Below are 26,403 nucleotides of genomic sequence, written 5' to 3'. Positions count from 1 at the left end.
TTCGCCCGCCTCACATCACGCGTTGCGACAGCGCGGCGTCGAGCGCGGCACCTCTTTCGATGAACTCGCGGAACGCCGCCGCGATTTGCTCGTCGTCCTCGCCGTTGCGATCGCCGTCAAGTGCGCGTTGGCAGGCGTGTTGAAGCGCGACGCACGCGTGCGCAAACGGCGTCGCGCCGACCACGAACGCCGCGCCCTTCATCCGGTGCGCAGTCTCGCGCAGACGATCGTAGTCGCAGAGGGCAAAGGCGTCGCGGGCATCGTCGAAGTCTTGGGCGTTGGCGGTTTGGAGTGCATCGACGAGAGTGGCAGCCTGGGGGCCGTAGCCGTCGATCAGGGTGTGGTCGAAGGGGGTCTCGTGTTCTGCTTGCGGGCTTTCGTGGGGTTGCCTTTCTGTCGAAGGTTGCGACTGCGCCTGGTTTCGCGCCTCCGGTCGTCGCAGCCCACGCTGAATTCCTCCCACCGCCATCACCAACGCCCGCCGAAGTTCCTCCATCCCCACCGGCTTGACGAGACAGGCAGTCATCCCCGCGATGACCGCCTGCGCCGCCATCTCGGGCTGCGCGTCCGCCGTCACGCCGATGATCGGCACCGGCCCATCTGCTCCCGCCGCCTCCGCCACCCGGATCGCGCGAGTCATCTCGACGCCGTCCATCACGGGCATCTGGCAATCGGTGAGGATCAGATCGATGTCCGCTTGTTCCGCGCGCCAGCGGGCGAGGCCTTCTGCACCATCGTTCGCCGTCCGCACGGCGCACCCCAGTTCCGTGAGCTGGCTGCCGAGCACGAGCCGGTTGGCCGGATGATCGTCGACGACGAGCGCGCACAGGCCCGCGAGCCCCGCCCCGTCCGGCTGCAGCGCCGGTTCCGGTGCGGTGGGAGCCACCGCCGGTGCCACCGGCAGTACCACGCGCACAGTGAAACAACTCCCGCGCCCCGCCTCGCTCGATACCTCGATCGTGCCGCCCATCATCGTCACGAGCCGGCGGCAGATCGTGAGGCCAAGGCCCGTGCCGCCATACCGGCCGACAGGGTCCGCGTGCGCCTGCACGAACGGCGCGAAGATCGCCGCCTGCTGCGCGGCCGTCATGCCGATGCCCGTATCCGACACCGCGATCAGCACCTCGCGCGCACCGTCCACGACATCGCCGGCGCTGTATTGAAGCGTTACGCCGCCCTCGGCCGTGAACTTGATCGCATTCGACAGCAGGTTGCCGGCCACCTGGCGCAGGCGCTGTGCATCGGCTTCGACCCAGACGGGGCCCGGCTCCCCGCTTTTTTCGACGACGAGCGCAACGCCCTTCCCGCGCGCTGCTGGCCCGTAGATCGCTACGACGCCCGCCGCCCACGCATCGAGTTCGACCGGCGCGGGCGCGAGGACGAGCCGCTCGGCCTCGAGTTTCGCGACGTCGAGAATGTCGTCGATCAGGCCGAGCAGGTCGCGCGCGGCCTGATGCGCGATCGCGAGCGAGCGTTCGGTGGCGGCGCGCTCGCCCGGACTGCGCAATTCGAGTTCCAGCAGGCCGAGGACGGCGTTCATCGGCGTGCGGATTTCGTGGCTCATCGTCGCGAGGAAGGTCGATTTTGCGCGGTTCGCGGTCTCGGCCTCCTCCTTGGCCGCGCGCATCGCCGCCTCCGCCGCGACCCGCCGTGCGATCTGCGCGCGCAGCGACACCGCCCAGCCGGTCAGGAGCAGCAGCACGCCAAACGCGAGCGCGGCGCCGAGCGCGATCTGCGGGCGGCGCCGCTCCCAGAGCGTCTCGGGATGACCGCCGAGCGCCCAGTGGCGACGGATTGCATCGAGTTCAGCGGGCTGCAGGTGATCGAGCGCGCGGTTCATGATGCTGGCGAGCATCGGCTCGCGCGCCGAGACGAGGAAGCTGTAGGGGACGGGTTCGTTGGAGAAGGCGCCGGTGATCGCGAGCCGTCCGCGATACGCGTTCGCGACGGCGTATCCGGCGAAGGCCATGTCGGCGACGGCGGCATCCGCGCGGCCCTTCGCGACGGCGGCGAACTGGGCGTCGAAGGTGGGTGTCTCGATGATCTTCGCCTGCGGCAGTCGATTGTGCACCATCGAGGCGACGAAGAGGCCGGCGGGGACAGCGACGCGAGCGTGGGTGAGTGCTTCGGCATCGCGCAGCGGCGCGGCGCCCGCGCGCGTGACGACTACGAAAAAACCTTCGCCGTAGGGGCGGGTGTAGAAGCCAGATGGGCCGGGGGCGGTGTTTGCGTTTGTGGCGTTTGTGGCGTTTGTGGCGTTTGTGGCGTTCGTGGCGTTCGTCCCTGCCGCTTCATTCGCGGCTGAAGCGACATTCGTCATGTGCGCACCTGGCGCGACGCTCGCGTCGGGCGCAAGAGGCACCACAGCCCCCCGAGCCAGCGGCGTCAACGCCGCTAACCCATCACGCAGATCCCGGTCGACCTCCTCCGTCGAGGCGTGCATGCGCGCCTCGAACCGCAAGCCCGTCAAGCGTGCGACGGCATCGAGCACATCCGCCGCCGATCCCGCCGCGCGCCCGTTCGCGTCACGAAATGCGAGCGGCGCGGCGCGCGCAAGCGTCGAATAGCGGACCACAGGATGCGTGGCGATCCACGCGCGTTCTTCGCCGGTGAAGACGAGCGGCTCGTCGAAACTGACGGCGGTCCCCGTCGCACCCCAGCGCGCATGAATTTCGAGCAGGAAACGCGGCGGCAGCCCAGCCATCGCGTTATCGACGCGTTCCCGCAGCGCCGCCGCTTCCGGCCGCCCAGACGCGAACGCAAAGCTATAGCCGCCTTCATCGAAGGGCGCGAAGCCCGTGATCGCGAGGCTGGTCAGCGCGAAGTGATCGATCGCGTAGGCCGTCGTGACGTAATCGCCGACGAACGCATCGGCATCGCCGATCGATGCCGCCAGCAGCGCCTCCGCGACGTTGCGATAGCCCGTCGGCCGCAGGGCGGGATAGGCCGAGCGCACCCGTTCAGGTGACGTCTGTCCTTCGACGTAAGCGATACGGCCGGTCGTTGCGTGCTTCTGGCGCGACTCGACGTGGACCTGCTTCGTCGGAACGTAGGGACGCGAAAGGATGACCGGCGGGCCGGCGTCATTGCCGGTGGCGGTCGTCGCAGCGTCGATCTCGCCGCGCGCGAGGGCGGCCAGCATCGACCGGCGATCGGGATAGACGCGCCATTCGAGCGCCAGGCCGAGCGACTTCGCGATTTCGGCGGCGAAATCGGCTGAGATGCCGCGCACGGTGGACTGCATTTTGGCTGCGGTTTGGGTGCTGGCTGCGGTCTGCGCGGTGGATAGCGGCGACGTGCTGGCTTCGGCCTGCGTGCTGAACACCGGCGGCGTGCCGGCTGCGGCCTGCGTGCCAAATCCCGGCGGCGTGCTGGCTGCGCTCGGCGCGCCAACAACAGCCGGCTGACCGCTCAAATCGAGCGGCGGGACCGCGCCGGGCACCGCGCCCACGACCCACCCGCCCTGCGCCGCCGGCGCAAGGCCGCAACAAGCGGCGAAGAGCAGCGCGCAAAAAACGAAACGCGCGCCGCGCATGGAGAGAAAGGCGAAACGAGACAAGCCGGATGCCTGGAGTATCGGTCCGGCCAGTGTCTCAAATTATTTTGTGGAACGGCAAACGGCGATGCGACTGCCCATCGGCCGCTAGATATAAGACGTCGTGAAAATGGCGAGCGCCTTAACCGGGCCCGCTGCGAGCGTCCCCGTCGTGCGCACGTATCGCGCCGTAAGCGGAATGTTCAGCGCGCCATCGGGCGCTACGCCTACAAGCCATTGATCGTCATGCCGGGCGCGGCGGAATCGTGGCCGAAGAAGACTTCGCCTTGTTCGAATCCCCCAACCGAGGCCGGGGGATTCTCCACTCTTACGCCCAAGCCACGCCCGCAATCAAGCCGGCACGCTCTCCGCCTTCTGCGCCCGCGACCAAACGCGATGCTTGCCCAGCGCCTCGATGAACTTCGTCATCACGGTTTTCGCATCGCCGCCGACGCTCACACCGTCATCTCCCGTCGGAAGGTGCGCGGCCGCCAGCACGTCCTCGCCATCGCCGATCGCGCCGATGGACTTCAGGTGCTTGAACGCCTCCAGCACGAAGTGCCGCGCGTCGCCCGACTCCGACAGCGTCTTCGCACTGCCCTTCCCGCCCGCGATCACCACGCCGTCGAACATGATCGACGGCATTGCGAGAATCGTCGCGTCGACTTCGATGCCGCCCTCGAGCGTCCCGAGCACCGGCGCGATCACCTTCGCGTGCGCGCCCTCCGCCTTGAGCGCGTCCTTTACGGCCTTGATGCTGGCGGCATCGGCGCCCTTCGCGGCGAGGATCGCGACCTTGCGCGTTTTCACCGAAGGCGGCGTCTTCGCGACGATCGACAGCGCAGGCGACTCCGCCACCGACGCCGTGCCCAGTTCATCGGCACCCGCGCTTTTCTTCGGCACCGGCAAGCCGAGATTCTCGGCGACGCGCGCCACCAGAACGTCGTCGATATTGGCGAGGATGCCGAGCTGCCGCTCGCGGATCGGCTTCCGCTCGACCTTGCTCAACTCGAACGAATACGCGCCGACGATGTGATCCTTCTCCGGCTGCGTCATGCTGTTCCAGAAAAGCGTCGCCTGCGAGTAATGGTCGATGAACGACGGGCTGCGCACGCGGATCTTCGAGCCTTCGACGCGCTCCGTGTAAGTCTCGAAACCGCCGCCCGCGGCTGCCGGCGCGGTTTCCTTAGGCCAGCCGCCGTCGATCGAATTCGGTTCGTACGAAGCCTGTCCCTTGTCGATCGTCATGCGATGCATCGCGTCGCGCTGGCCGTTGTGCAGCGGCGCGATCGGGCGATTGATCGGAATCTCGTGGAAGTTCGGGCCGCCGAGACGGCTGATCTGCGTATCGGTGTAGGAAAAAAGACGTCCTTGCAGCAGCGGATCGTTTGAGAAATCGAGTCCCGGCACGATGTGTCCAGGACAAAACGCGACCTGCTCGGTCTCGGCGAAGAAATTGTCCGGATTACGGTTGAGCGTCATCTTGCCGATCATCTGCAGCGGCACGAGTTCCTCGGGGATGATCTTGGTCGGATCGAGCAAATCGAACGGGAACTTGTGCTCGTCCTCTTCCTCGACGATCTGCACGCCCAGTTCCCACTCCGGAAAGTCGCCCATGTCGATCGCGTCCCACAGATCGCGGCGATGGAAGTCGCAATCCTTGCCGGCGAGCTTCTGCGCTTCGTCCCACAGAAGCGACGCCGAGCCGATGGTCGGCCGCCAATGGAACTTGACGAAGCGACCTTTGCCCTCGGCGTTGACAAAGCGGAACGTGTGAATGCCGAAGCCTTCCATCGTGCGCAGGCTTTTCGGGATGGCGCGGTCGGACATCGTCCAGAGCACCATGTGCGCCGATTCGGGCACGAGCGAGACGAAGTCCCAGAAGGTGTCGTGGGCGGAGCCGCCCTGCGGCATTTCGTTGTGCGGCTCCGGCTTCACGGCGTGGACAAAGTCGGGAAACTTGATCGCGTCCTGGATGAAGAACACCGGCATGTTGTTGCCGACCAGGTCGAAATTGCCCTCCTCGGTGTAGAACTTGACCGCGAAGCCGCGCACGTCGCGCACGGTGTCGGCCGAGCCGCGCGAGCCCTGCACGGTCGAGAAGCGCACGTAGACGGGTGTTTCCTTCGACGGGTCCTGCAGGAACGCAGCTTTCGTCAGCGCGGCCTGCGATTCGTAGACTTTGAATACGCCGTGGGCGGCGGAGCCGCGCGCGTGGACGATCCGCTCGGGAATGCGCTCGTGGTCGAAGTGCGTGATTTTTTCACGCATGATGAAATCTTCGAGCAGCGATGGGCCGCGCGGGCCGGCTTTGAGCGTGTTCTGGTTGTCGGAAACCTTGACGCCCTGATTGGTCGTCAGGGCCTGATTAGTCGCATCGGAGCGAAATTGTTCGAGGCTCTCGAGCTTTTGATTGGTATTGCCTTGCGACGGGGTGCTGGCGACGGCGCTTGCCGTCTTTTTCTGGGTCGGCATCGGGGAACTCCAAGGTGACAAATGGCCTGGCGCTTTGGATAGCGTCACGCCATGAGGCGCAACTTGTGTTCCTGCGGCGAGCGCGTCAGGCGCGGACCAGCCAGTTTTCCAGACTCAGTTCCGGGATGCGCGAGAACTCGGCGGTGTTGTCGGTGACGAGGATCGCGTCGATCGCAAGCGCGTGCGCGGCGATCAGCATGTCGTTCGCTCCGATCACCTTGCCGTCGCGTTCGAGATCGGCGCGGAGTTTTCCGTACGCGCTATCGGCATCGACGGAAAGCGGCACGACTTCGATGCTCGCGAGCGCCCGGTCGACGCGATCCGCCAGTTCCGCCGAGCCCTTCTTCTCCACGCCGAAGCGCAATTCCGCCGCCACGATGATCGACGTGCAGATGTCGTCGGGCTGCGTATCGCCGATGCGCTCGGCGCACGAGCCGCGCGTGTTCCGGATGGCGTCCGAGATGATGTTGGTGTCGAGCAGATAACGCGGCATCACAGGTCCACCGGCTCGGCTGGCAAGTTGTCGATGTCGGGAAAATCTTCGTCGAGCGGGGACCACTGCGTCAGCAGATCGCGCAGCGGCACGGCTTTCAGCGGCTCGATGATGAGATTCACGCCCTCGCGCCGGATGACGGCTTCGTCGCCCGGCAGCTCGAATTCCCGAGGGATGCGGATGGCCTGATTGCGGCCGTTGCGAAACAGCCGAACGTGTCGGCTAGCGGTTGTAGGCATGATGATGACTCCTGGCCTATGCTATGGCATAGGCCAGTTTAACGCCGAACGTGTTTACGCGCTACTCGGCCGCTCGGCTAACGCTTGACCGCCTCATTCATCTTTGCCGCCGTCATATCCTGCAGCGCGATGATGCGGTTCATCGCGACGGCGTTCGTCGTCGCCGCTTCGTACATCGTCGCGAGGTCTTTTTTCAACTGCGTGCGCGATCCACCATCGAGATAGACCATGTGCCCTGACGGATAGAACGTCGCCGACAGATTCTGCCGCACGGTTTTATCGATCAGCGGCATCTGCTGCAGATCGAGTACCGTCTGGTAGAACGGTGTCACGAAGTCATACATCCCATTCGCCGCGAGCACCTTCAAATCCACGTTCAGCGCCATAACCGCCGCCAGATCGCCCGCCGTATACAGAATGATATTGCCCTTCGAATCGACGCCCTTTTGCGCGCCGGTCGGGTCCGTGTGCTTGAAATCCCAATTGAGGAACGCCTGATCGTTGAGATCGGTGAACGAGGATGTCGAGGTAAATTTCAACTGCTCGTTCAGGTAGGAATTCCACATCGACGTGTAGACGCCGCTCACCGCCGTCATCGTCGGGTCGTTGCCGCCGGAGTTAGGGTCGATCTTGCCCGCGATCCCGCTCGACACGCCGATCACGCGTCCGTCGTACGAGCCGAGCGCCTGCCCCTTCGATTTCAGCAGCGTCGTCAGGAAAAGCGAGTTGCCGCGGCTGTCGTAGGCGGCGATGTCGAGACTCCACGCGAGCAGCGTCGCCTTGTCGATGCCGGTGTATTCCGAGAGTTTCTGCACGACGTCATCGTCGGTCTGCGGAAACTTGCGCAGCGCGTTCAGATAATCCGTGCGCGCGAACTCCGCGACTTCCTCCGCGAACGCTTCCAGATTCGTCGGGCGCGGGTGGACGTCGAGTCTCTTGTGGTACCACGCGTCGGCGGCGGCGGTCGGCAGCGCGCCGACCGGATTGCCCGCCTGCCGGTAATCCAGAATCGACGATTGCAGCGTGATGCCGTTCAGATCGACGCCATCCTCGTGCAGCCGGTAAGCGAGCACGCAACTGCGCGCTGTGCCGTACGACTCGCCGAACAGGAATTTCGGTGAGTTCCAGCGATTGTTCTTCGTCAGATAGCGCTTGATGAACTGCTTGATGGAATCGGCGTCCTGATCGACGCCCCAGAAATCGCGGTTCTTGTTCGGCGCGATCGCCGCCGAATAGCCCGTCCCGACCGGATTAATGAACACGAGATCGCTCTTGTCGATCAGGCTGTCGGAGTTGTCCTCCATCTGGTAGGGCGCGGGCGGCGTGAAACTCGGCATCGACGTCTTGATGCGGCGCGGCGCGAACGATCCGAGCAGCACGAACACCGACGACGAACCCGGCCCGCCGTTGTAGAAAAACGTGACGGCGCGCTGTTCGGCCTTCTGGTTGTCCTTCGTGAACGCGACGTAGAACATTTTCGCGTCGGGCTTCGAACTGCTCGGATCGACCGTGACGAGATGCCCGACCGTCGCGGCATAGGCGATCTTCGCCCCGCCGACCGTCACCGAGTGATGCGTGACGGCGGCGTTCTCGTCGGCTTCGGTGGCTTCGACGGAATCGTCGGGGCCGTTGCCGTAGGCGACTGGATCGAAGTACGGCTGGTCTCGCCTGGCTGTCTTTTTCTTCGGCGCTTTCTTGGCCGCTTTCGCCGCCAGTTCCGGCGTCTCTTCGGCGGGGCTTGCTGCAACTGAATCGGAGTTCATCGTCGTCGCTCCTGGTCGTCGTTGGTTTCGTCGTTGTTGTTGCTTCGAGGGTTATGTCTTCAGGGCCGCCGCCACCTTCGCGCCGTCCGGGCTGCCGAGTCCCGTGCAGGCATCCCAGCCAGGCGCGGCCGCGAAACTGCCGTTGTCGCCTTGCGTGATATCACGGCAGGCCGTCTTCGCGCGATACAGCTTCGGGTTGATGAGGCCGGCGGGCTTTCCGTCGATCGCGTTGATGCGCGCGATCAAGGCCGCCCACAGCGGCGCAACGGCGCTCGTGCCGCCGACCACCGTCTCGTTGCCGTCGATCAGCACTTCGTAGCCCGTCATCGGCGAGGCGTCGCCGGCGACGTCGGGCACGCCGCGCTTCGTGAGCGGCGTCGTCCCGCCGCCCACGCGCGCCACGGACAAACCCTTCCGCCACACCGGCAACGCGAACGTCGCGCTTACACCGCCGCCACCCGCCCCGCCCTGCGCGCCGTCGTTCCATACGGTTTCCCGCTGAATGCCGCCCGCCGCCGATGCCGCGAGGTTCGTGCCGCCGCACGCGAGCGCGTACGGACTCGACGCCGGGAAATCGACGTGATCGCGCCCGTCGCCGACGCCGTCGCCCGAGCCGCTGTCGCCCGAGGCGACGCACACGGTCACGCCGAGCGCGGCGGCCGTCTGCAGGACGTCGTTGAACGCGCTGACCGATTGCGCCGACCACGACGATTCCGGCCCGCCCCAACTGATCGACACGACCGACGGCCGGTTGACCGAATCGTGGATCGCGCGGTTGACGGCATCGACGAAACCGGCGTCGCTGTTCGGCGCGAAATACACGGCGATCACCGCGCCCGGCGCGATCGCCCCGGCTATCTCGATATCGAGCGTGACTTCGCTGTCCGGGCCGTTGGGGTTGCCGGTCGGCGCGTTCTTCGCCTCGTCGACGCCGATCGCGACGACCTTCGGCGCCGTCACGTCGAGCTCCGAGAAATACGCGCTGAGATCGCTCGCGCGATAGCCGCCGCCCAGCTCGACGATGCCGATGCACTGGCCGGCGCCGTCGCCTTCGGGGAAACCGTAGAGGCGCGCGAGATCGACCGGCGTGAACGACGCGCCCGCCACGTCGCGCGCCGGCCTGAACGGCGGCCGGAAGCGGAAGTGCGGGCGCGCCTGCGGACGGCTGTCGAGGCCGAGGACAGCGGTGACCGCGTCGTGCATGTCGTCGGGCACGTTGACGGGGCCGGTGCGCCCGCGATACTCGCCGATGTTGTGATGCTCGAAGCGTTCGAGTTTCACGTCGAAGGCCTTCTGGAACTGCTCGATCGCGCCCTTGAGCACGACGCTGCGCGAACCCGGGTCCGCGCGCACCACCTGAAGGCCGTACTGATGGGCGAATTTCGTGACCTTATCGACGTCCTCCTGCGACGCGCCGAAGCGCTTTTCGAACGCGTCGCGCGCGACGGGCGCGGGCGATTCCCCCGCGTCGATCTTCGCCATCAGCTCGCGAAAGCCTTGCTCATCTTGCCGCCGCAGCATCACGATCACTTCGATCTGTTCCGCCGGATCGCAGGCGCCCACGCACTTCGCGCCTTCCGGATCAACCTTGTCGCTGCCGCTTATCGGTTGCTTCGTCATGTGTCGATGGTCCTCGGAGTGGAGCTTCGTGTCGCTTCGTTCAATTCATCGGACCTGTCTTATGCCGACGCGGTTCCTGCGCATTCGTTACAGCGCATGACGCCGGCGCGCGATGTGCAAGCCCTTGCCGACCGGCACGGTGAGCGTGTCGAACTGACCGGTTTTATCGACGGCGGCGAGGTAGCCCGCGTTCTCATCGGGATGCGAGAGCACGTTGTCGGCGAGCAGGAGCGCGTCGTCCGTGAGCTTCGGCAGGAGCGCCGCGAGTTGCGCGGGGGCGCTGACGCGATCGGCGTCGAAGAACACGCAGTCGAAGAAGCCCGCGAGCGATTCGCAGAGCGCGGTCGCGTCGCCTTCGAGCACCGTGACGCGCGTGTCCAGCGATGCCGCCCGCAGGTTCTCGCGCGCAAGCTCCGCCTTGACCGGATCGCGTTCGATGCTGACGAGAGTGTCCTCGCGGCTCACGCGTAATGCGTTTGCAAGCCAGATCGCGCTATAGCCGTTCGACGTGCCGATCTCCAGCACGCGCCGCCGGCTGGCCGACGCGACCAGCAGGAACACGAGTTCAGCGGTCGGGCGCTCGAGGTTCAGCATCTTCTGGCTGCGATCGGCGGCGCTGGCGTCGTGGTCGGCGGCGAAGCGTTCGAGCCGCGCGAGAAGCGCGGACGTAGGCGGGTCGAGGTGGATCAAGCGGCGCCTCCTGGTGAGAATAACGCGCGCGTCAACATTGTCTCGCCGCCGTATCGAAGAACTCGATCCAGCGCGTGAGCACTCCGTCCTTCATTGTCACGATGTGCACCCATTCCGTTTCGTACGGCTTGCCGGTCGCGCGCACGTTCGCCTTCACGTGGCCGAGCACGACGAACTTGTCTCCCGCGTCGATGACTTCGCGCACCTCGTGCCCCGTGATTTCATCGGCTTCGGCGAGCTGCCGGAAGTACTCCGCCACCTCCTGCCGTCCACGGCGCGTCCCGCCGAACGGCACGCTCGCCGGGCCGACCACGCGCCATTCGACGTCCTCGGCGATGCACTTCATGATCCCGTCGATGTCGCCTCTCTCGAAACACTTGTACGCGTCTTGCAGAATGGCTAGCTGCTGGCTCATGGCTGTCTCCTCCGCTGCGTGCGTCGTCGAACCAGCAGAATACGTCGCGGCTCGCGCGGCGGCGAGCGTTTCATTCCGGCCGATCCTCTTCATATTCCGTGCGAATGCCGCGCGGCAGCCAAGGCTCGCGGCGCCGGCACCAGAGCTCGTAAGCCGGCTCGTGGAGACCGGTTTCATCGAACGCGCCGAGGGGCACGTCGATCTCCGGTGTCTCCGGATACGCCATGAACGCCACCGATCCGCACACCGGGCAAAAGTGGCGCTCCGCCTCAGCGGAACTGCGCCACGCTTCGGTGCGGCCCGAAAACTCAACATCGGAGCGTCCGAAAACCGCATAGACTCCAAACGCCGAGCCGTGAATCCGCCGGCAGGTCATGCAGTGGCACATGCCGACGCGCAGAGGCGCCGCCATGACCCGAAAACGTACGGCACCGCACGCGCAGCCGCCCTCATGGAGCGTATTCATATTTCGTCCTCCTGACCCGAACCACGAAAGCGGTAGCAACCGGCGCGCCGCGATCTCGCCCCGCCATCCGTGCAACGGTTTGTTACGATGGAGCCCCACGTCTCGGAGATGGCTACCATGAGCAACCTGTCCTTGCTGAAGCTGCTTCCCGGCGATGGGTCCGATTTCGGCCCCACGGCGTCCGATCTCGTCGCGCACGTGCTGTCGCACGATCGTTTCGATTCGGACGCCAACGCGATCTCGCCGCGCGAAACCTTCCGCTCGGTGACTGTCGACGAGGCGCTGTCCGACGCGTTCGTCTTCCCGCTCGGGACCACCGGCCAGTCCATCGTGCTGCCGGGTTACCGCATCGCGGCGGGCTATCTCGCCGAGTGCGCCGCCGACGAATGGCTCGACCTGACGCACAAGGCGCGTCTCGCCGAAGGCCTGCCAGCGAGCCCGGCGTCCGGCGAGCCGCACCTCGCGCCCGACCCGGCCGAAGCCGACCAGTTGCTCGACCGCGCACTCGATTGCGTGCAGAAGATCATCGATCCGGTCGCAACGCATCAATTGATCACGCTTTTCGAGACGCACTACCGCGGCGCGCGCGAGTTCCTGCGCCTCGCGTGGGAAGGCTTGCCCGAGGATCTAGTGCCTGAATCACGCCGTCCGCTCGTCGCGCTGAATACGGGTGAAAACCGCGAAAAGCGCGACTACGACCCCTACGGCCTCGAAGGCACGAGTGACTACGACGTCGACCGCCCGCTCGCCTATCGCGAAAAGATCGGACCGTTTCATTTCACGATGACGTACCGCCACGAATATCCGCAAGTCGATGACGAACGGCTTGGCACCGCCTTCGCCGTGTTCCACGAGGTGGGAACGGACATCGTCGCGGCGGCGGTCGAGCTGAAGCTCGTGAAGGTGGCCCCGATCCACAGCAGCGCCGACCTCGTCTACGTGCTCGATACTTACTCGGGCGAGATGCTGTCGCTCGCGCTCGCCGCGACCGAGGCGCTCGACACGGACCTGTGCCGCGTGTTTAACGCGCATCGCGTGGTCTATATCAGCATGTGGGAAGTGCGCAAGCCGTGGCGCGGCGAGGGACTCGGCGTCGCGCTGCTGCATCAGGCGCTGGAGCGCCTTCCCGTCGATGTCGATGGCCGGCCGAACGCGCTCTGCGTCGCGCCCGAGCCGTATCAGACGGCGATGAAGCATTTCGAGAAGCTGCCGCCCGTGCTGCGCGAGGAGTTGAAGGCGCCCGCGCATCGGCTGAACGCGCATCTGATGAGCTGGCTCGAACGCTCGAAATTGCCCGTCGCGATGCATTTTTTCGTGCCGATGGCGAAGCACGCGGGTATCGGCTCGGCGGGCGAGAACGCGCGGCTCATCGACCGGATCATGGAAAGTGAAGCCTGAAACGGTTCTGCTGATCGTCGACGTGCAGCAAAAGCTCATGCCGCACATTGACGATCACGCCACGCTCATGCGCCATTGCAGTGCGCTCGTGCGGGCCGCGGATTTGATCGGCGTACCCGTCGTGGCGACCGAGCAAAATCCGCGCGGGCTGGGCGCGACGGTCGACGAACTGCTTGCGCCGGCGCATCGCGTGATCGAAAAACATACCTTCGATGCCACGCTTGACGATGCCTTTATCGCCGCGTTGCCTGCACCGGAGGACAGCGTGCTGTTCGTCGCGGGCGCCGAGGCGCATGTCTGCGTGCTGCTTACGACGCTCGGATTGCTGCGGCTCGGCTATCGCGTGGAGCTGATAGCTGATGCCATCGGCTCGCGCGATCCCGCGAACAAGTCGATCGCAATCAGCCGCGCGCAGCAGGAAGGCGCCCGCCTGACGACCACCGAAACCACGATCTTCAACTGGCTCGGCACCTGCCAGCGTCCCGAATTCAAGGAAGCGCTTCGCCTGATCAAGTGAGCCATGCACGCCGCTCATGGCTGGCATGCGTACATTTCGATTGTGACGGGATTTTGGCGTACCTAGAGTGCATCGACCTTCCTCGTTCAACTCCTCAGGCCATCATCATGACGACTCGCGTTTCCCGCCTCGCCACGCAGTTCTGCGCGACGCTCGCCCTTGCCGCATCGTTTGCCGCGTTCACGTCGACGGCCCACGCCGACGCCCTCGATACGATCCAGAAGAGCGGCGTCGTGCGCATCGGCGTATTCATGGACTACCCGCCGTTCGGCTCGATCGGCCCCGACATGAAGCCGCAGGGCTACGACATTGAAATGGCGGATTACCTTGGCCGCGCGCTGAAGGCGAAGGTCGAACTCGTGCCGATCACGGGTGAAAACCGCATGGCGTATCTCGCGACGCACAAGGCCGACATGCTGCTGTCCGTCGGACAGACGCCGGAGCGCGAGAAGATCCTCGACTTTTCGCGTCCTTATGCGCCGTATTACCTCGCGGTTTTTGGGCCGAAGTCGCTGCCGGTCAAGGGCACGGCCGATCTCGCCGGCAAGACGATTTCAGTCGCGCGCGGCACGCTGGAAGATTTGAGCGTGAGCAAGGTCGCGCCGCCGAGCGCGACGATCAAGCGCTTTGACGATCCGAACGGCGCGATTTCGGCGTTTCTGTCGGGACAGGCGCAGTTGATGGTGGTCGGCAACGACGTCGGCGCGACGATCATCGCGCGCAATCCGCCGATCCAGCCGGAACAGAAGTTCGAACTGTTCAGTTCGCCGGATCACGTGGGGTTGAACAAGAACGAGCCGCGTCTGTTGAAGGAAGTCGATGCGGCGATCGTGCAGGCGAAGAAGGATGGCACGCTGAACGCGCTTTCGACGAAATGGCTGAAGGCGCCTTATCCGGCGGATCTTTGATTGTCTGAACGGCGGGGCTACGTTTTCAAGCCCCGCTTTCTTTTGCCAGCCGGGTAACTCCCTGGCCTTCGAATCACCCTTAGTTCGCTGAAGTCCAAAAAATCGACCGTTAGTTGCACTTTTAATCCACATCCGATTCTCCATCGAGCGCGTATAACAGACAGAGCGACGACAACCCGTCGCCGGTTGATGGAGAAACGACGATGAAGATGACGACATTCCTCGCGGCTTGCGCGCTCGGCGCGGCATCGCTCGCCGCGAGCGCGCAGACGAACTACGCGCAGATGAACACCTACGAACAGTTGGTCGGAACCGCGACCGCCGGACCCGTGAACACGAGCAGCGGCCCGCTCACACGTCAGCAAGTGCAAGCCGATCTCGCCCGCGCCCGTTCCGACGGCACGATCCCGCGCTTCGGCAATCCCGACCCGTACGGTCCGGGCCGCATGTCACGCGGTGCGCCGAGTAACAACGGTCGAATGAACTGACGCTGAATCTGGCGCGAAAGTGGCAGTTCACTGGCATCAACTGGTCGCGCGACTTTCGCCGCCGTCATGCGAATTTTTCGACTGAAGTGCGAAATTACCGCCAATTGCAGCATTTACCTGCGAACAAATAGCGGACGCCTTGATAAACCCGCATTCGAACGCATGGCACCTTCCTTGCTCCCTGCCGTTAGTCGCGGCTCGTCGTTCTAAACGGACCGCATTAGCTGCGCCAAGCCAGCGCGCCCGGCGAGCCAGCCAGCGCAGCGTCCACTCGACCGAGCGAGGAGCGTCGAATCCCCATGTCCCAGATCAAAGATCCCGCTGACCCCATAGAATCCGAGCACGCCGAAAAACCCTCCCGCCGACGCTTTCTGCAATCGGCCGCAGCGACCGTCGCGATCAGTGCCGCGCCGCTCGCCCGCGCGCAGCAGCAACCGGCGGTCGCGCCACCGCTCGTGGCCGCCCCGCTACTCCCGGTTCATCTCACAATCAACGGCCGTCCTTACGAGCTGCAACTCGAAGCCCGCACGACACTCCTCGACGCCCTGCGCGAATACGCCGGTCTCACCGGCACGAAAAAAGGCTGCGACCGCGGTCAGTGCGGCGCATGCACGGTGATCGCGGGCGGCAAGCGCATCAACTCGTGCCTGACGCTTGCCGTGATGCACACAGGGGAATCGATCACGACGGTCGAAGGCCTCGCCTCTAACGACACACTCAGCCCGATCCAGCGCGCGTTCATCGAACACGATGCCTTTCAGTGCGGCTTCTGCACGCCGGGCCAGTTGTGCTCGGCGACCGCGCTCCTTAACGAATTCCGCGCCGGCGACGCCAGCGCCGTCACCGCCGACGTGCGCGCCCGTCCGCCGCAGCTCTCCGCCGACGAAATCCGCGAGCGCATGAGCGGCAACATCTGCCGCTGCGGCGCGTACACGAACATCGTCGCGGCGGTTTCGGCCGTCGCGACGAACAAGGCGTAGGGGACACGACATGGATGCGATTTCCTACGAACGCGCCCCCGATGCCGCCGCCGCGATCCGCTCGGCGAGCCAGCCGGGCGCGGTGTTCATCGGCGGCGGGACGAATCTGCTGGACCTGATGAAAGGTGGCATCGCGCGGCCGCTGAAACTCGTCGACATCACGCACATCGACGGGATGGAACGGATCACGCCGCTCCCCGACGGCGGCCTGCGCATCGGCGCGCTCGCCCGCAATAGCGACGCCGCGAACCACGCGTGGGTGCGCGAGCGCTATCCGCTGCTCTCGCAAGCGTTTCTGGCGGGGGCGTCGGCGCAACTGCGCAACATGGCGACCGTCGGCGGGAACCTGATGCAGCGCACGCGCTGCTATTACTTCTACGACGCCGCATTCGCCCAGTGCAACAAGCGCACACCGGGCAGCGGCTGCGCGGCGCTGGAAGGCAACAACCGCATCCACGCGATCCTCGGCGCGAGCACGCAATGCATCGCGACGAATCCGTCCGACATGAGCGTCGCGCTCGCGGCGCTCGACGCCGTCGTGCGCGTCTCCGGCCCGCGCGGCGAGCGGGCGATTCCGTTCGCAGAATTCCATCGCCTGCCGGGCGAACGTCCCGACCTCGACACGACACTGCAGGCGGGCGAGCTGATCACGTCCGTCGATCTGCCGCCGCCGCTTTTCGCGGAACACTCGAAGTACCTGAAAGTGCGCGACCGCGCGAGCTATGCGTTCGCGCTGGTCTCGGTCGCGGCGGCGCTACAGATAGAGGGCGGCACCGTCAAGACGGCGCGCATCGCGCTGGGTGGCGTCGCACACAAGCCGTGGCGCGCGACCGAAACCGAACGGATGCTGACCGGCCAGCCGCTTTCGCGCGCGACGCTGCAAAGCGCGGCGGCGCTCGCCGTGCGCGAGGCGAAGCCGTATCGCGAGAACGGTTTCAAGGTCGAACTGGCGCAGCGGGCGATCGTCCGGGCCGTCGAACAGGCTGGAGGTGTCGCATGACTTATATCGGACAACCGCTCGATCGCACCGACGGCGTGCTCAAAGTGACCGGCCAGGCGCGCTATTCCGCCGATAATCCCGAGTCCAAGCTGGCGCACGCGGTGCTCGTGACGAGCACGATCGCGCGCGGAAAAATCGCGTCGATCGACAGGACTCAAGCGCAGTCGATGCCCGGCGTGCTGCTCGTGATGACCTACCAGACGGCGATGCGCCTGCCGAACGGCGGCGTCGCCGATGCAGAGCCGCCCGCCGTGCGCCGGCTCACACTCTTGCAGACCAACGAGGTGCGCTACAGCAACGAGCCGGTTGCAGTAGTGGTCGCGGACACGCTGGAGCGTGCCACCGATGCCGCGCGCCGCGTCACCGTGCGCTACGAAACCGCCGCGCCGACCGCCGATTTCCAGCGCGAAAAGCCGCGCGCCTACGCGCCGGAAAAGATGAACAACCGCCCGGTGACGACGAAGCGCGGCGACGTCGATGCCGGCCTGCAGCAAGGCCCGACGCGGCTCGACGCCGTCTACACGACGCCCTACGAGCACCACAATCCGATGGAGCCGCACGCAACACTTGCCCGCTGGGACGGCCCGAATCTCACGCTCTACGACGCCACGCAAGGCGTTTCAGGCGCAAAAAGCGCGGTCGCGAAGCTGCTCGGCATCCCGGACGCCAATGTGCGCGTGATCTGCCCGTTCGTCGGCGGCGGGTTCGGCTGCAAGGGCTCGGTTTGGTCGCACGTCGTGCTCGCCGCGATGGCCGCGAAGCAGACCGGGCGGCCCGTGCGGCTCGTGCTGGAGCGCACGCAGATGTGGGGCCTCGTCGGCAACCGGCCGTTCACCGAGCAGCACATGCAGGTCGCCGCCCGCGACGACGGCACGCTCACCGGCATGCGCCACGATTCGATCTCGACCACTTCGACCTTCGAGGACTGGACCGAAACCTCCGCGATCGTCTCGCGCATGATGTACGCGGTGCCGCATCAATCGACGTCGCACAAGCTGGTCAAGCTCGACATCGGCACGCCGACGTTCACGCGTGCGCCCGGCGAGACGAGTGGATCGTTCGCGCTGGAATCGGCGATGGACGAAATGGCGTCGCAATTGCGCATGGACCCGATCGCGTTTCGCCTGAAGAACTACGCCGAAACCGAGCCGCAGGAGAAAAAGCCCTGGTCCAGCAAGGCGCTGCGCGAGTGTTATCAGGCGGGCGCGGATAAATTCGGCTGGGCGCGGCGCAATCCGAAGCCGCGTTCGATGCGCGACGGACATACGCTGATCGGCATGGGCGTGGCGTCGGCGACGTATCCAGCGAACCGCAGCGAGGCGTCGGCGATCGCGCGCATCCTGCCCGACGGCACCGCGATGGTCGCCTCCGGCACGCAGGATCTCGGCACCGGCACCTATACGGTGATGACGCAGGTCGCCGCCGATGCGCTTGGTTTCGCGCCTGAGAACGTGCATTTCGCGCTCGGCGATTCGTCGCTGCCGAAGGCGCCGGTGTCGGGCGGATCGCAGTCGGTTGCGAGTGTTTCGCCAGCGGTGCGCGCCGCCGCGACCGAAGCGCGCGACCGGCTGATCGCGCTCGCGCTAGCCGATAGCGGCTCGCCGCTCGCGGGCGTCGCGCGTGACGATGTCACGGTCGAGAACGGCTGGGTCATGAGCCGCTCGACGCCGTCGAAGCGCGATCCGGCGGCGGCGATCATCGCGCGAAACGGCGGGAAGCCAGTCGAGGCGTCGGCGACGGTCAAGCCGGGCGGCGAGAAGCAGCAATATTCGTTTCACTCGTTCGGCGCGGTGTTCACCGAAGTCCACATCGATGAAGACCTCGGCACGATTCGCGTGGCGCGCGTGGTCGGCGTGTACGACGTCGGCAATCTGCTGAACGCGAAGACGGCGCACAGCCAGTTGATGGGCGGCATCGTGTGGGGGATCGGGACGGCGCTGCTCGAAAAAAGCGATCTCGACGCGCGCTACGGCCGCTATACGAACGCAAATCTCGCGGAGTACCACGTGCCGGTGAATGCGGATATCGGCGCGCTGGATATCTCGTTCGTCGGCCCGGGTGATCCGTATATCAACCCGCTCGGGGCGCGGGGGATCGGCGAGATCGGGATCACGGGGGTGTCGGCGGCGATCGCGAATGCTGTTTATCACGCGACCGGCGTGCGCGTGCGCGACCTGCCGGTGACCCTCGACAAGGTGCTGACGAAGCAGTCCGTGTAAGTGTCAAACCCGCGCGACACAACTTCGCGCGGGTTTTTTGTGACAACTTGCGACTGCCTTCGACGCGCTGCACAATCGACGCCATCCCCCTTTGCGACGGACCGGCCATGACCTTTTCATCGAATGCGACCGGCGTTCTGCTCGCCGCTGGTCTCGGCACGCGTTTCGACCCCTCCGGCATCCACAACAAGCTGCTAGCGACGCTGCCCGACGGTACGCCGGTCGTGTTCCAGTCGGCGCGGCGGTTGTTGTCGGTGGTGGCGCAGGTGGTCGCCGTCGTGCGGCCGGGCGCGGAAAAACTCGCCGATGTGCTGAACGAAGCGGGCTGCGACGTGATTTTCGCGATCGATGCCGAGCGCGGCATGGGCGCGACGCTCGCCGCCGCGGTGCGCGCAAGGTCCGACGCGGAAGGCTGGCTGGTCGCGCTCGGCGACATGCCGTGGATCGAGCCGCAGACGATCGAAGCGGTGGCACGCGCGCTCGACGGCGGCACGCCGCTCGTGGCGCCCTACTATCGCGACCAGCGCGGGCATCCGGTGGGTTTCGGGCGCGCGCACGCGAAGGCGCTCGGAACACTCGACGGCGACGCCGGCGCGCGCTCGCTGATCACGCTCAACCCGGTGCGTCGTATCGATGTAGACGATCCGAACATCCTGCGCGATGTCGATTTGCCGGGGGATTTGGGGATGGGGTGAAGGTTTTGGGTCGGCTGGCGTGGCGCGGCTCTGCCGTGCGCGACCACAGCCGCGACACTTCCCAACGCGCGATTGAGCAGCGCGCAGGCCGCGCTGACTTGCCGCAATGAAGCGGAACGTTCCGCGCTTCGAACGTCGATCAAGCCGCCATTGCCCCGACCGGGTCCGCAGGCGTGAAATAACGCCGCCCGGCTTCCACCAGCGTCGCTCCGAAGCCTTTCTTCGCCCGAAAATCCGTCCGTGCGCTCGTCACCACGCGCGGCGCCGCGCTCCATTCGATATGCGCGCCCGTCGCGATCAGCGATTCGACGAGCGCCACATCCTCGCTCGACTCCAGCGGCGCGAAGCCGCCCGCGCGCAGATACGCATGCGCCGACACCCCGAGATTCGCGCCGTGAATGTGCCGATGACCATCGGCATCGGTGTAGGTCGCGCCGAAATGCGCCCGCACCTCGGCGACATGCGGCGACCAGTCGCGCACGCCGACCACGCCGCACACGGCATCGGCGCAGCAGTCGAGTTGCTGCACGAGCCAGTCGTCGGCGACGGTGGTATCGGCGTCGGTGAACGCGAGCCAGCGCGCCCCGAGCGCGAGCGCCCGCTCCGCCCCGTGCGCGCGCGCCATGCCGACGTTGCGCGCGTCGATGACCGTCACGTCGGCGCCGAGCGCGCTTGCGATGGCTTCGGTGTCGTCGGTGCAACTGTCGAGCACGACGATCACGCGGACCTCTTCCCCCAGCAATTGATGATGATTCGCGGCGCGCTGGGCGCACGCCACGCATTCCCCGATGTGCGCTGCCTCGTTGTGGGCGGGTATGACGATGCCGAGCATGTTGTTGACTCCGTTCGTATTGGTTCGGCGGGCCGTTGCCGGCGGCCGCGATGCGGAGCGTTCAGCAAACACTGTTCCCAGCGTTTCACGTTGTGCAACGACGGCTAACCCCTTGAGAACAAAGGGCCTGATCATTTCGAAAAAGTTGCGGCGACGGCGTGGGCGTCGTTAGAATACTGTATGGATATACAGTACTTTCATCGATTTTTGCCGATCCAGTCATGCCGTTGAACAGCGTCGTCATCGAACCGTCCTATGCCTCGTGGCGCGACGCCGCGCGGGACCTGCTCGCGCGCGGCATCTCGCCGGAGGGGCTCTTGTGGCGAGAGGCATCCGACTCGGCGACCGTGTTCGGCACCATCGATCCCATCCCGGACGCGCCCGGCGCGCCGCCGCCCGTGAAGATCGCGCGCGGCTTTCTCGACATGATCGAGACAGCCTCGTGCTATCGCGTGCGCGACCGCTGGCCGTTTCTCTACAAGGCGCTCTGGCGCTGGACGCAGGGCGATCGCGCGGTCGCCTCGCTGGACGACCCCGACGGCCGGCGCCTGCATGAGATGGTCGAAGCCGTGCAGGCCGAAGAGACGCACATGAAGAAGTTCCTGCGCTTTCGGCATCGCGATCCGTCGCTCGGGCCGCCCGAGTTCATCAGTTGGTTCGAGCCGGTGCACGACCTGCTGGAGCACGCCGCGCTCAGTTTCGCGACGCGCATGGGCAGCGCCACCTGGATGATCGCGACGCCGCACGGCGCCGCGTTCTGGGATGGCGCCCTGCTGCGCGTCGATCGCACGAGCGAGCCGGAGCCGAAGCCGACCGAACTGGCGTCGCCGGGCGAAGCCGTCAGCGGCGACGCGATCGAAGCGCTCTGGCTCGCGTACTACGAAAGCACGTTCGCCCCGGCGCTCGCCAACGCAGCCGAGATGGCGTCGCACATGCCGGTGCGCTACTGGAAGAGTCCGCCGGACGCGAAAGCCGATCCGGCGCTGATCGGCCGCCCCGATCCCGGCGCGCGGCGCGACCGCCGTCCGCGCAACGTGCCGCCGGAGATGGAAGTCGCGATCGACATGGAGCCGCTCGACGGGCCGTCGCTCAAGACGAAGCCCCCCTCCCTCGATGCCTGCAAGCGCTGCGCGCTGTGGCGCAACGCGACGCAGCCGGTCGGGGGGATCGGGCCGGCGAACGCGCGGATCATGCTGGTCGGCGAGCAGCCGGGCGATCAGGAGGACCTGACGGGCAAGCCGTTCGTCGGGCCGGCGGGCAAGCTGCTCGACGAAGCGCTCGCCGAGGCGCAGATCCCGCGCGAGACGCTCTATCTGACCAACGCGGTGAAGCACTTCAAGTGGGAGCCGCAGGGCGAGGAGCGCGTGCAGCAGCAGCCCGCGCAGCGCGAGCGCGAGGCCTGCCGCCACTGGCTCGACGAGGAACTGGCGCGCGTCGCGCCGAAGGTCGTCGTCGCGCTCGGGGCGACGGCGCTCAAGTCGCTGACGGGACATCGGACGGCGCTCTCCGAGTATCTCGGCAAGACGATCGAGCATCGCGGACGGCTGGTCGTGCCGACCTATCACCCGTCGTACGTGCTGCGCGTGATGGACCCGAAGGTACGCGACGAGGTATTCGGGACGATCGTCGAGGCGCTCGTGTTCGCGAGCCAGATCGCCGACGGCACCGCCAGCGTGAGGACGCCGCTCAAGGCGTGAAATTTTCGGGCGTGTGTGATGAAACAGGACGTAACCGGCGTCAACGTTCCTGTAAGCCAAGCGTTAATACGGGCGTTACCTTCACGCTTCGAGGCACACCGCTCACATGGCCGCTCTCCCGTTCTCAGAACTTCGCCAGCAAAAACAACGTACTGCGCTCGTGCCGAAATCGGCCGGGCAGCTCCGGGCGGAACATGACCGGATCGTCGCGCGCGTGCGGCTCTTGCTGAACGTGACGATCGCGCTGGCGCTCGCCGGCTTCGCCGCGATCGTTTGGCTGCCGTTTTCGCCGGTGCCGGCCGAGTTTCGCTTCGGCGCGCAGGAGGTGCTGGGCGTCGCGGTGTTCGCGGGGTGTTTGTTCGTGCTGCATGAGCGCACGGAACTAATGCTGCGGTTGTACAACTTCGAACCCGTCGAGCAGACGACGCAAGGTGAATTGCGCGCGCTGCTGCATCGGTTGCCGGAAGGCGCGTCGTACCAGAGCGCGCTCGCGGCGGATAACCGGACGTTTGTGACCGGCGAGATCGAAGCGATTCGCGAGCGCGCGGGAGCGTTCGTGCCGAAGACTCTTCCCGCCGATGACGGGAATGGGGAGACGTGAGCACCGGCGCCGCGCACGTCATTAGCCCTCGATGACGATTTGCTCGCCAAGGCGCAAGCCTTGACGGGCCTCATGGAAGAATCAGTGTTGGTTCGTGAAGCGCTGCGCGCGCTGATCGAGGTGAAAGCGCGAGACGCCTGAGCCGTCTCGCCGAAACCGAGGCCGATCTCGAACCCGTTCCCCGACGCAAACTGAAGGAATCGTGGTGCGCTAATCTGCAACCTGTCGCGCCATCGCCGCCGCGACCGCAGCCGTCAAGCAGGAAAACTGGAAGCCGCCGCTCCGCAATCGCGGGCCGGCGGCTTTCGTTTTGCTGAACGTTGCAAAAACCGCCGCATCGAGCCTGTTTATTGCTCAATCCACGATTAAACCAGTGTTCGTGGAGAAGAACGCATGAGCAAGCCACCCCGCATCGAAAAATACGACCACCCGGCCGGCGGCTGGGGATCGGTGAAATCGGTCGCGTCGATCCTCGTGAAAGAGCACGTTGCGCTGAACGGCGCGCGCATCCTGATGCACCAGAACAAGCCCGACGGCTTCGCATGCGTCAGTTGCTCGTGGGCCAAGCCCGCCGATCCGCATCTCTTCGAATTCTGCGAAAACGGCGCGAAAGCCACCGCGTGGGAAGTCACGACGAAGCGCTGTACGCCCGAATTCTTCCGCCATCACACGCTGGCCGCGCTCGAAGCGTGGACCGATTTCGAGCTCGAATCGCAAGGCCGCCTCACCGAGCCGATGCGCTACGACGCCGCCTCCGACCGCTACATCCCGATCGCCTGGAGCGAAGCCTTCGACGAAATCGGCGCGCAGTTGCGCGGCTTCGATCCGAAGCGCGTGGTGTTCTACGCGTCGGGGCGCGCGTCGCTCGAAACGTCGTACATGTATCAGCTCTTCGCTCGCATGTACGGCACGAACAACCTGCCGGACAGCTCGAACATGTGCCACGAGAGCACGTCGGTGGCGCTGCCGGAGACGATCGGCGTGCCGGTCGGCACCGTGACGCTCGACGATTTCGATCACACCGACTGCTTTTTCTTCTTCGGCCACAACACCGGCACGAACGCGCCGCGCATGCTGCATCCGCTGCAGGACGCGCGGCAGAAACGCAACGCGCAGATCATCACGTTCAATCCGATCAAGGAGCGCGGGCTGGTGTCGTTCGCGAATCCGCAGTCGCCGGGACAGATGCTTTCGTCCGATGAAACCCGCATCAGCACGCAATTTCACCAGGTGAAGATCGGCGGGGATATCGCGGCGGTCACGGGCATCTGCAAGGCGCTGATCGAAGCCGATGACCGCGCGCGCGAAGCAGGCCGTTCGCGCGTGCTCGACGCCGCGTTCATCGCCGGGCACACGCACGGCTTCGACACCTTCGCCGACGCCATGCGCGCCGCGAACTGGACCGATATCGAAGCCGAAAGCGCCTTGACGCGCGCCGCGCTCGAAGGCGCCGCGGCCGAATACGCGAAGGCGAAGGCCGTCATGATCCTGTTCGGCATGGGCATCACGCAGCATCGGGAAGGCGTGCTCGCCGTGCAGATGCTGACCAACCTGATGCTGCTCGGCGGCAACATCGGCAAGCCCGGCGCGGGAATCTGCCCGATTCGCGGGCATTCGAACGTGCAGGGGCAGCGCACCGTCGGGATCACGGAGAAGCCCGCGCTCGTGCCGCTCGACAAGCTCGCCGAGCTGTATCGCTTCGAGCCGCCGCGCGACGAAGGCATGGCGACCGTCGACATCTGCGCGGGCGTGCGCGACGGCACCGTCGACGCGTTTCTCGGACTCGGCGGCAATTTCGCGCGCGCGACGCCCGATCAGGACGTGCTGGCGCCCACGTGGAAAAAGCTGCCGCTCACCGTGCAGATCGCGACGCACCTGAACCGCAGCCATCTGCTGCACGGCCGCGCGTCGTACTTGCTGCCGTGCCTGGGGCGTATCGAAGTCGACCGGCAGGCGGCCGGCGCGCAGATCGTCACGGTCGAGGACAGCACCGCGTGCATCCACGCATCGCAAGGGTTCGCGACGCCGGCGAGCGAGCATTTGCTGTCGGAGCCGGCGATCGTCGCGGGCCTCGCGAAGGCGACGCTCACGCCGGAAAGGGGTTCCGTCGACTGGGACGCCTGGGTCGGCGACTATTCGCTCGTGCGTGAGGCGATCGAGCGCACGTATCCCGACCAGTTCAATGACTTCAACCAGCGCATGTCGCAGCCGGGCGGCTTTCACCGGCCGCTCGCCGCCGCGCACCGCGAATGGAAGACCAAAACCGGCAAGGCCAATTTCATCACGCCGGAAGGCATGGGCGAGGACCTCGACATGCGCTTCGACGGCGAGCGCACGCTGCGCCTCATGACCACGCGCGGCGACAGTCAGTTCAACACGACCGTTTATTCCCTTGACGATCGCTTTCGCGGCATCTTCAATACCCGTCAGGTGTTGCTGATGAATCGCGACGACATGACGCGCCTGGGCCTCGCGGAAGACGAAGCGGTGACGGTCTCGACCGTCGCGAACGACGACGTCGAACGCAAGCTCGACGGGCTGCGCGTCCACGCGTTCGACATCCCCGCCGGCTGCGTGATGGGCTATTACCCGGAGTGCAATCCGCTGATCCCGCTCGCGCACCACGCGAAGCGCAGCAAGGTGCCGGCGGCCAAGGCGGTTCCAGTGCGGCTCCAGGCGATGGCGAAGGCATGAGCGTCGCGCTGGCACGATGCATGCTGACTCGGTCGGCTGATCAAAAATCTCATGCCCCTTGCAGGAGCCGCGATGCGAAGCCATCCCCTCACCCCGCTCGCCGACGAACTCGCGCTGATGCCCGACGCGCCCGCCGCGCCGTACGGCGCCGTCGAGCAGGATCCGGACTATGACGAACTCGTCGCGTTTCATGGCATCGAGCGCGAGCGGCTCGTGCTGATCCACCCGGGCAGCCACGGCGCGGCGCCCGCGTGGCCCGTCGAGCGCTACGCCGAAGTCGCCGACCAGCTCGCCGCCGACGGCTGGCAGATCGCGATCGTCGGCGATGCGCTCGAGCCGGAGCGCACCGGCGCCGTCCTGGGCGCGATGCAGACGGCCGCGCTCTTTCTCGCCGGCACGATGTCGCCCGCGACGCTGACGCGCCTGATCGGCGACGCCCGCTTCGTCCTGAGCGACGACGCCGCGCTGCCGTCCCCGGTCGCCGCGGCGCGCGAACTCGGCACGCCGCAGATTGCGCTGGACGAACGCCCCGGCGACGCAACCAGCGAAGCCATCGCGATCGATGCGCGCGCCGCGCTCGCGGGCGAGGACACCGCGCATCCGGGCGACCCGTTCACGCTGCACACGCCCGCGCTGCATGCCGCAGCCTGAGCGTTCCTACCTGACGACGAGTGCCAC

General features: G+C 66.0%; 22 protein-coding genes and 1 pseudogene. 13 read left to right on the top strand and 10 right to left on the bottom strand.

Annotated elements, in window-relative coordinates; genetic code table 11:
• Positions 1 to 10 precede the first annotated feature (10 nt).
• The 9 genes from AWB67_RS12320 to AWB67_RS12280 form a co-directional block, all read right to left on the bottom strand.
• Positions 11 to 3,559 (bottom strand): ATP-binding protein, encoded by a 3,549-nt coding sequence (locus tag AWB67_RS12320; protein WP_125477586.1) that lies wholly within the window; start codon positions 3,557 to 3,559, stop codon positions 11 to 13.
• Between the two features lie 327 nt (positions 3,560 to 3,886).
• Positions 3,887 to 6,058 (bottom strand): catalase HPII, encoded by a 2,172-nt coding sequence (katE, locus tag AWB67_RS12315; RefSeq protein WP_268808005.1) that lies wholly within the window; start codon positions 6,056 to 6,058, stop codon positions 3,887 to 3,889.
• Between the two features lie 37 nt (positions 6,059 to 6,095).
• Positions 6,096 to 6,503 (bottom strand): type II toxin-antitoxin system VapC family toxin, encoded by a 408-nt coding sequence (locus AWB67_RS12310; RefSeq protein WP_087656513.1) that lies wholly within the window; start codon positions 6,501 to 6,503, stop codon positions 6,096 to 6,098.
• Positions 6,503 to 6,742, bottom strand: a complete 240-nt coding sequence (locus AWB67_RS12305; protein ID WP_087656512.1) for an antitoxin — start codon at positions 6,740 to 6,742, stop codon at positions 6,503 to 6,505. The genes AWB67_RS12310 and AWB67_RS12305 overlap by 1 nt, the downstream gene beginning before the upstream one ends.
• Before the next feature lie 77 nt (positions 6,743 to 6,819).
• Positions 6,820 to 8,505, bottom strand: a complete 1,686-nt coding sequence (locus AWB67_RS12300; RefSeq protein WP_087656511.1) for a S10 family peptidase — start codon at positions 8,503 to 8,505, stop codon at positions 6,820 to 6,822.
• A gap of 51 nt (positions 8,506 to 8,556) precedes the next feature.
• A complete protein-coding gene (locus AWB67_RS12295; RefSeq protein WP_087656510.1) occupies positions 8,557 to 10,125 on the bottom strand; it encodes a S53 family peptidase in 1,569 nt (522 codons plus the stop codon).
• Between the two features lie 87 nt (positions 10,126 to 10,212).
• On the bottom strand, positions 10,213 to 10,815 hold the full coding sequence (locus AWB67_RS12290; protein ID WP_087656509.1) for an O-methyltransferase: 603 nt from the start codon (positions 10,813 to 10,815) through the stop codon (positions 10,213 to 10,215).
• A gap of 31 nt (positions 10,816 to 10,846) precedes the next feature.
• Positions 10,847 to 11,230: a nuclear transport factor 2 family protein gene (locus tag AWB67_RS12285; RefSeq protein ID WP_087656567.1), complete on the bottom strand. Its 384-nt coding sequence runs from the start codon at positions 11,228 to 11,230 to the stop codon at positions 10,847 to 10,849.
• A 70-nt stretch (positions 11,231 to 11,300) separates the two neighbouring features.
• Positions 11,301 to 11,696 carry a GFA family protein gene (locus AWB67_RS12280; protein WP_087656508.1) on the bottom strand — a complete coding sequence of 132 codons (396 nt, stop codon included), beginning with the start codon at positions 11,694 to 11,696 and terminating at the stop codon, positions 11,301 to 11,303.
• A 117-nt stretch (positions 11,697 to 11,813) separates the two neighbouring features.
• Between AWB67_RS12280 and AWB67_RS12275 the strand changes: the two genes are divergently transcribed.
• From AWB67_RS12275 to AWB67_RS12240, 8 genes are all read left to right on the top strand, one after another.
• The gene (locus AWB67_RS12275; RefSeq protein WP_235025123.1) at positions 11,814 to 13,094 is read left to right on the top strand and encodes an inositol monophosphatase; all 1,281 of its coding nucleotides are present in this window, start codon (positions 11,814 to 11,816) and stop codon (positions 13,092 to 13,094) included.
• Positions 13,084 to 13,611 (top strand): isochorismatase family protein, encoded by a 528-nt coding sequence (locus AWB67_RS12270; protein WP_235025122.1) that lies wholly within the window; start codon positions 13,084 to 13,086, stop codon positions 13,609 to 13,611. The genes AWB67_RS12275 and AWB67_RS12270 overlap by 11 nt, the downstream gene beginning before the upstream one ends.
• Positions 13,612 to 13,718: 107 nt before the next feature.
• Entirely contained in the window at positions 13,719 to 14,519 is an 801-nt protein-coding gene (locus AWB67_RS12265; protein ID WP_087656506.1) for a transporter substrate-binding domain-containing protein, read from the top strand.
• 203 nt (positions 14,520 to 14,722) lie between these two features.
• Entirely contained in the window at positions 14,723 to 15,007 is a 285-nt protein-coding gene (locus AWB67_RS12260) for a DUF4148 domain-containing protein (protein WP_087656505.1), read from the top strand.
• A gap of 299 nt (positions 15,008 to 15,306) precedes the next feature.
• Positions 15,307 to 15,987, top strand: a complete 681-nt coding sequence (locus AWB67_RS12255; protein ID WP_087656504.1) for a 2Fe-2S iron-sulfur cluster-binding protein — start codon at positions 15,307 to 15,309, stop codon at positions 15,985 to 15,987.
• A gap of 10 nt (positions 15,988 to 15,997) precedes the next feature.
• Positions 15,998 to 16,987, top strand: a complete 990-nt coding sequence (locus tag AWB67_RS12250; protein WP_087656503.1) for an FAD binding domain-containing protein — start codon at positions 15,998 to 16,000, stop codon at positions 16,985 to 16,987.
• Entirely contained in the window at positions 16,984 to 19,206 is a 2,223-nt protein-coding gene (locus AWB67_RS12245) for a xanthine dehydrogenase family protein molybdopterin-binding subunit (protein ID WP_087656502.1), read from the top strand. The genes AWB67_RS12250 and AWB67_RS12245 overlap by 4 nt, the downstream gene beginning before the upstream one ends.
• Positions 19,207 to 19,313: 107 nt before the next feature.
• Positions 19,314 to 19,901 carry a nucleotidyltransferase family protein gene (locus tag AWB67_RS12240; RefSeq protein ID WP_087656501.1) on the top strand — a complete coding sequence of 196 codons (588 nt, stop codon included), beginning with the start codon at positions 19,314 to 19,316 and terminating at the stop codon, positions 19,899 to 19,901.
• A gap of 139 nt (positions 19,902 to 20,040) precedes the next feature.
• Here the strand turns inward: AWB67_RS12240 and AWB67_RS12235 are convergent, their stop codons facing one another.
• Positions 20,041 to 20,733 carry a glycosyltransferase family 2 protein gene (locus tag AWB67_RS12235; protein ID WP_087656500.1) on the bottom strand — a complete coding sequence of 231 codons (693 nt, stop codon included), beginning with the start codon at positions 20,731 to 20,733 and terminating at the stop codon, positions 20,041 to 20,043.
• Positions 20,734 to 20,954: 221 nt separating this feature from the next.
• On the opposite strand from AWB67_RS12235, the gene AWB67_RS12230 reads away from it, so the two are divergent.
• From AWB67_RS12230 to AWB67_RS12210, 5 genes and pseudogenes are all read left to right on the top strand, one after another.
• On the top strand, positions 20,955 to 22,430 hold the full coding sequence (locus AWB67_RS12230) for a UdgX family uracil-DNA binding protein (protein WP_235025121.1): 1,476 nt from the start codon (positions 20,955 to 20,957) through the stop codon (positions 22,428 to 22,430).
• Between the two features lie 106 nt (positions 22,431 to 22,536).
• On the top strand, positions 22,537 to 23,031 hold the full coding sequence (locus tag AWB67_RS12225; RefSeq protein WP_087656499.1) for a hypothetical protein: 495 nt from the start codon (positions 22,537 to 22,539) through the stop codon (positions 23,029 to 23,031).
• A 39-nt stretch (positions 23,032 to 23,070) separates the two neighbouring features.
• A pseudogene (locus AWB67_RS41810) lies at positions 23,071 to 23,219 on the top strand (type II toxin-antitoxin system VapB family antitoxin); the annotation flags it as partial.
• A gap of 205 nt (positions 23,220 to 23,424) precedes the next feature.
• The gene (locus AWB67_RS12215; protein ID WP_087656498.1) at positions 23,425 to 25,725 is read left to right on the top strand and encodes an FdhF/YdeP family oxidoreductase; all 2,301 of its coding nucleotides are present in this window, start codon (positions 23,425 to 23,427) and stop codon (positions 25,723 to 25,725) included.
• A gap of 72 nt (positions 25,726 to 25,797) precedes the next feature.
• Positions 25,798 to 26,376 (top strand): glycosyltransferase family 9 protein, encoded by a 579-nt coding sequence (locus tag AWB67_RS12210; protein WP_087656497.1) that lies wholly within the window; start codon positions 25,798 to 25,800, stop codon positions 26,374 to 26,376.
• Positions 26,377 to 26,403: the final 27 nt, after the last annotated feature.

It is taken from the genome of Caballeronia terrestris, assembly GCF_001544515.1.
Lineage (GTDB): Bacteria > Pseudomonadota > Gammaproteobacteria > Burkholderiales > Burkholderiaceae > Caballeronia > Caballeronia terrestris.
This window is presented reverse-complemented; position numbering and strand designations above follow the sequence as displayed.

Excerpts from the sequence above, each read along its gene's own strand:
- AWB67_RS12310 (WP_087656513.1), bottom strand. The coding sequence starts at position 6,503 with ATGCCGCGTTATCTGCTCGACACCAACATCATCTCGGACGCCATCCGG.
- AWB67_RS12305 (WP_087656512.1), bottom strand. The coding sequence starts at position 6,742 with ATGCCTACAACCGCTAGCCGACACGTTCGGCTGTTTCGCAACGGCCGC.
- AWB67_RS12300 (WP_087656511.1), bottom strand. The coding sequence starts at position 8,505 with ATGAACTCCGATTCAGTTGCAGCAAGCCCCGCCGAAGAGACGCCGGAA.
- AWB67_RS12295 (WP_087656510.1), bottom strand. The coding sequence starts at position 10,125 with ATGACGAAGCAACCGATAAGCGGCAGCGACAAGGTTGATCCGGAAGGC.
- AWB67_RS12285 (WP_087656567.1), bottom strand. The coding sequence starts at position 11,230 with ATGAGCCAGCAGCTAGCCATTCTGCAAGACGCGTACAAGTGTTTCGAG.
- AWB67_RS12280 (WP_087656508.1), bottom strand. The coding sequence starts at position 11,696 with ATGAATACGCTCCATGAGGGCGGCTGCGCGTGCGGTGCCGTACGTTTT.
- AWB67_RS12275 (WP_235025123.1), top strand. The coding sequence starts at position 11,814 with ATGAGCAACCTGTCCTTGCTGAAGCTGCTTCCCGGCGATGGGTCCGAT.
- AWB67_RS12265 (WP_087656506.1), top strand. The coding sequence starts at position 13,719 with ATGACGACTCGCGTTTCCCGCCTCGCCACGCAGTTCTGCGCGACGCTC.
- AWB67_RS12260 (WP_087656505.1), top strand. The coding sequence starts at position 14,723 with ATGAAGATGACGACATTCCTCGCGGCTTGCGCGCTCGGCGCGGCATCG.
- AWB67_RS12255 (WP_087656504.1), top strand. The coding sequence starts at position 15,307 with ATGTCCCAGATCAAAGATCCCGCTGACCCCATAGAATCCGAGCACGCC.
- AWB67_RS12250 (WP_087656503.1), top strand. The coding sequence starts at position 15,998 with ATGGATGCGATTTCCTACGAACGCGCCCCCGATGCCGCCGCCGCGATC.
- AWB67_RS12245 (WP_087656502.1), top strand. The coding sequence starts at position 16,984 with ATGACTTATATCGGACAACCGCTCGATCGCACCGACGGCGTGCTCAAA.
- AWB67_RS12240 (WP_087656501.1), top strand. The coding sequence starts at position 19,314 with ATGACCTTTTCATCGAATGCGACCGGCGTTCTGCTCGCCGCTGGTCTC.
- AWB67_RS12235 (WP_087656500.1), bottom strand. The coding sequence starts at position 20,733 with ATGCTCGGCATCGTCATACCCGCCCACAACGAGGCAGCGCACATCGGG.
- AWB67_RS12230 (WP_235025121.1), top strand. The coding sequence starts at position 20,955 with ATGCCGTTGAACAGCGTCGTCATCGAACCGTCCTATGCCTCGTGGCGC.
- AWB67_RS12225 (WP_087656499.1), top strand. The coding sequence starts at position 22,537 with ATGGCCGCTCTCCCGTTCTCAGAACTTCGCCAGCAAAAACAACGTACT.
- AWB67_RS12215 (WP_087656498.1), top strand. The coding sequence starts at position 23,425 with ATGAGCAAGCCACCCCGCATCGAAAAATACGACCACCCGGCCGGCGGC.
- AWB67_RS12210 (WP_087656497.1), top strand. The coding sequence starts at position 25,798 with ATGCGAAGCCATCCCCTCACCCCGCTCGCCGACGAACTCGCGCTGATG.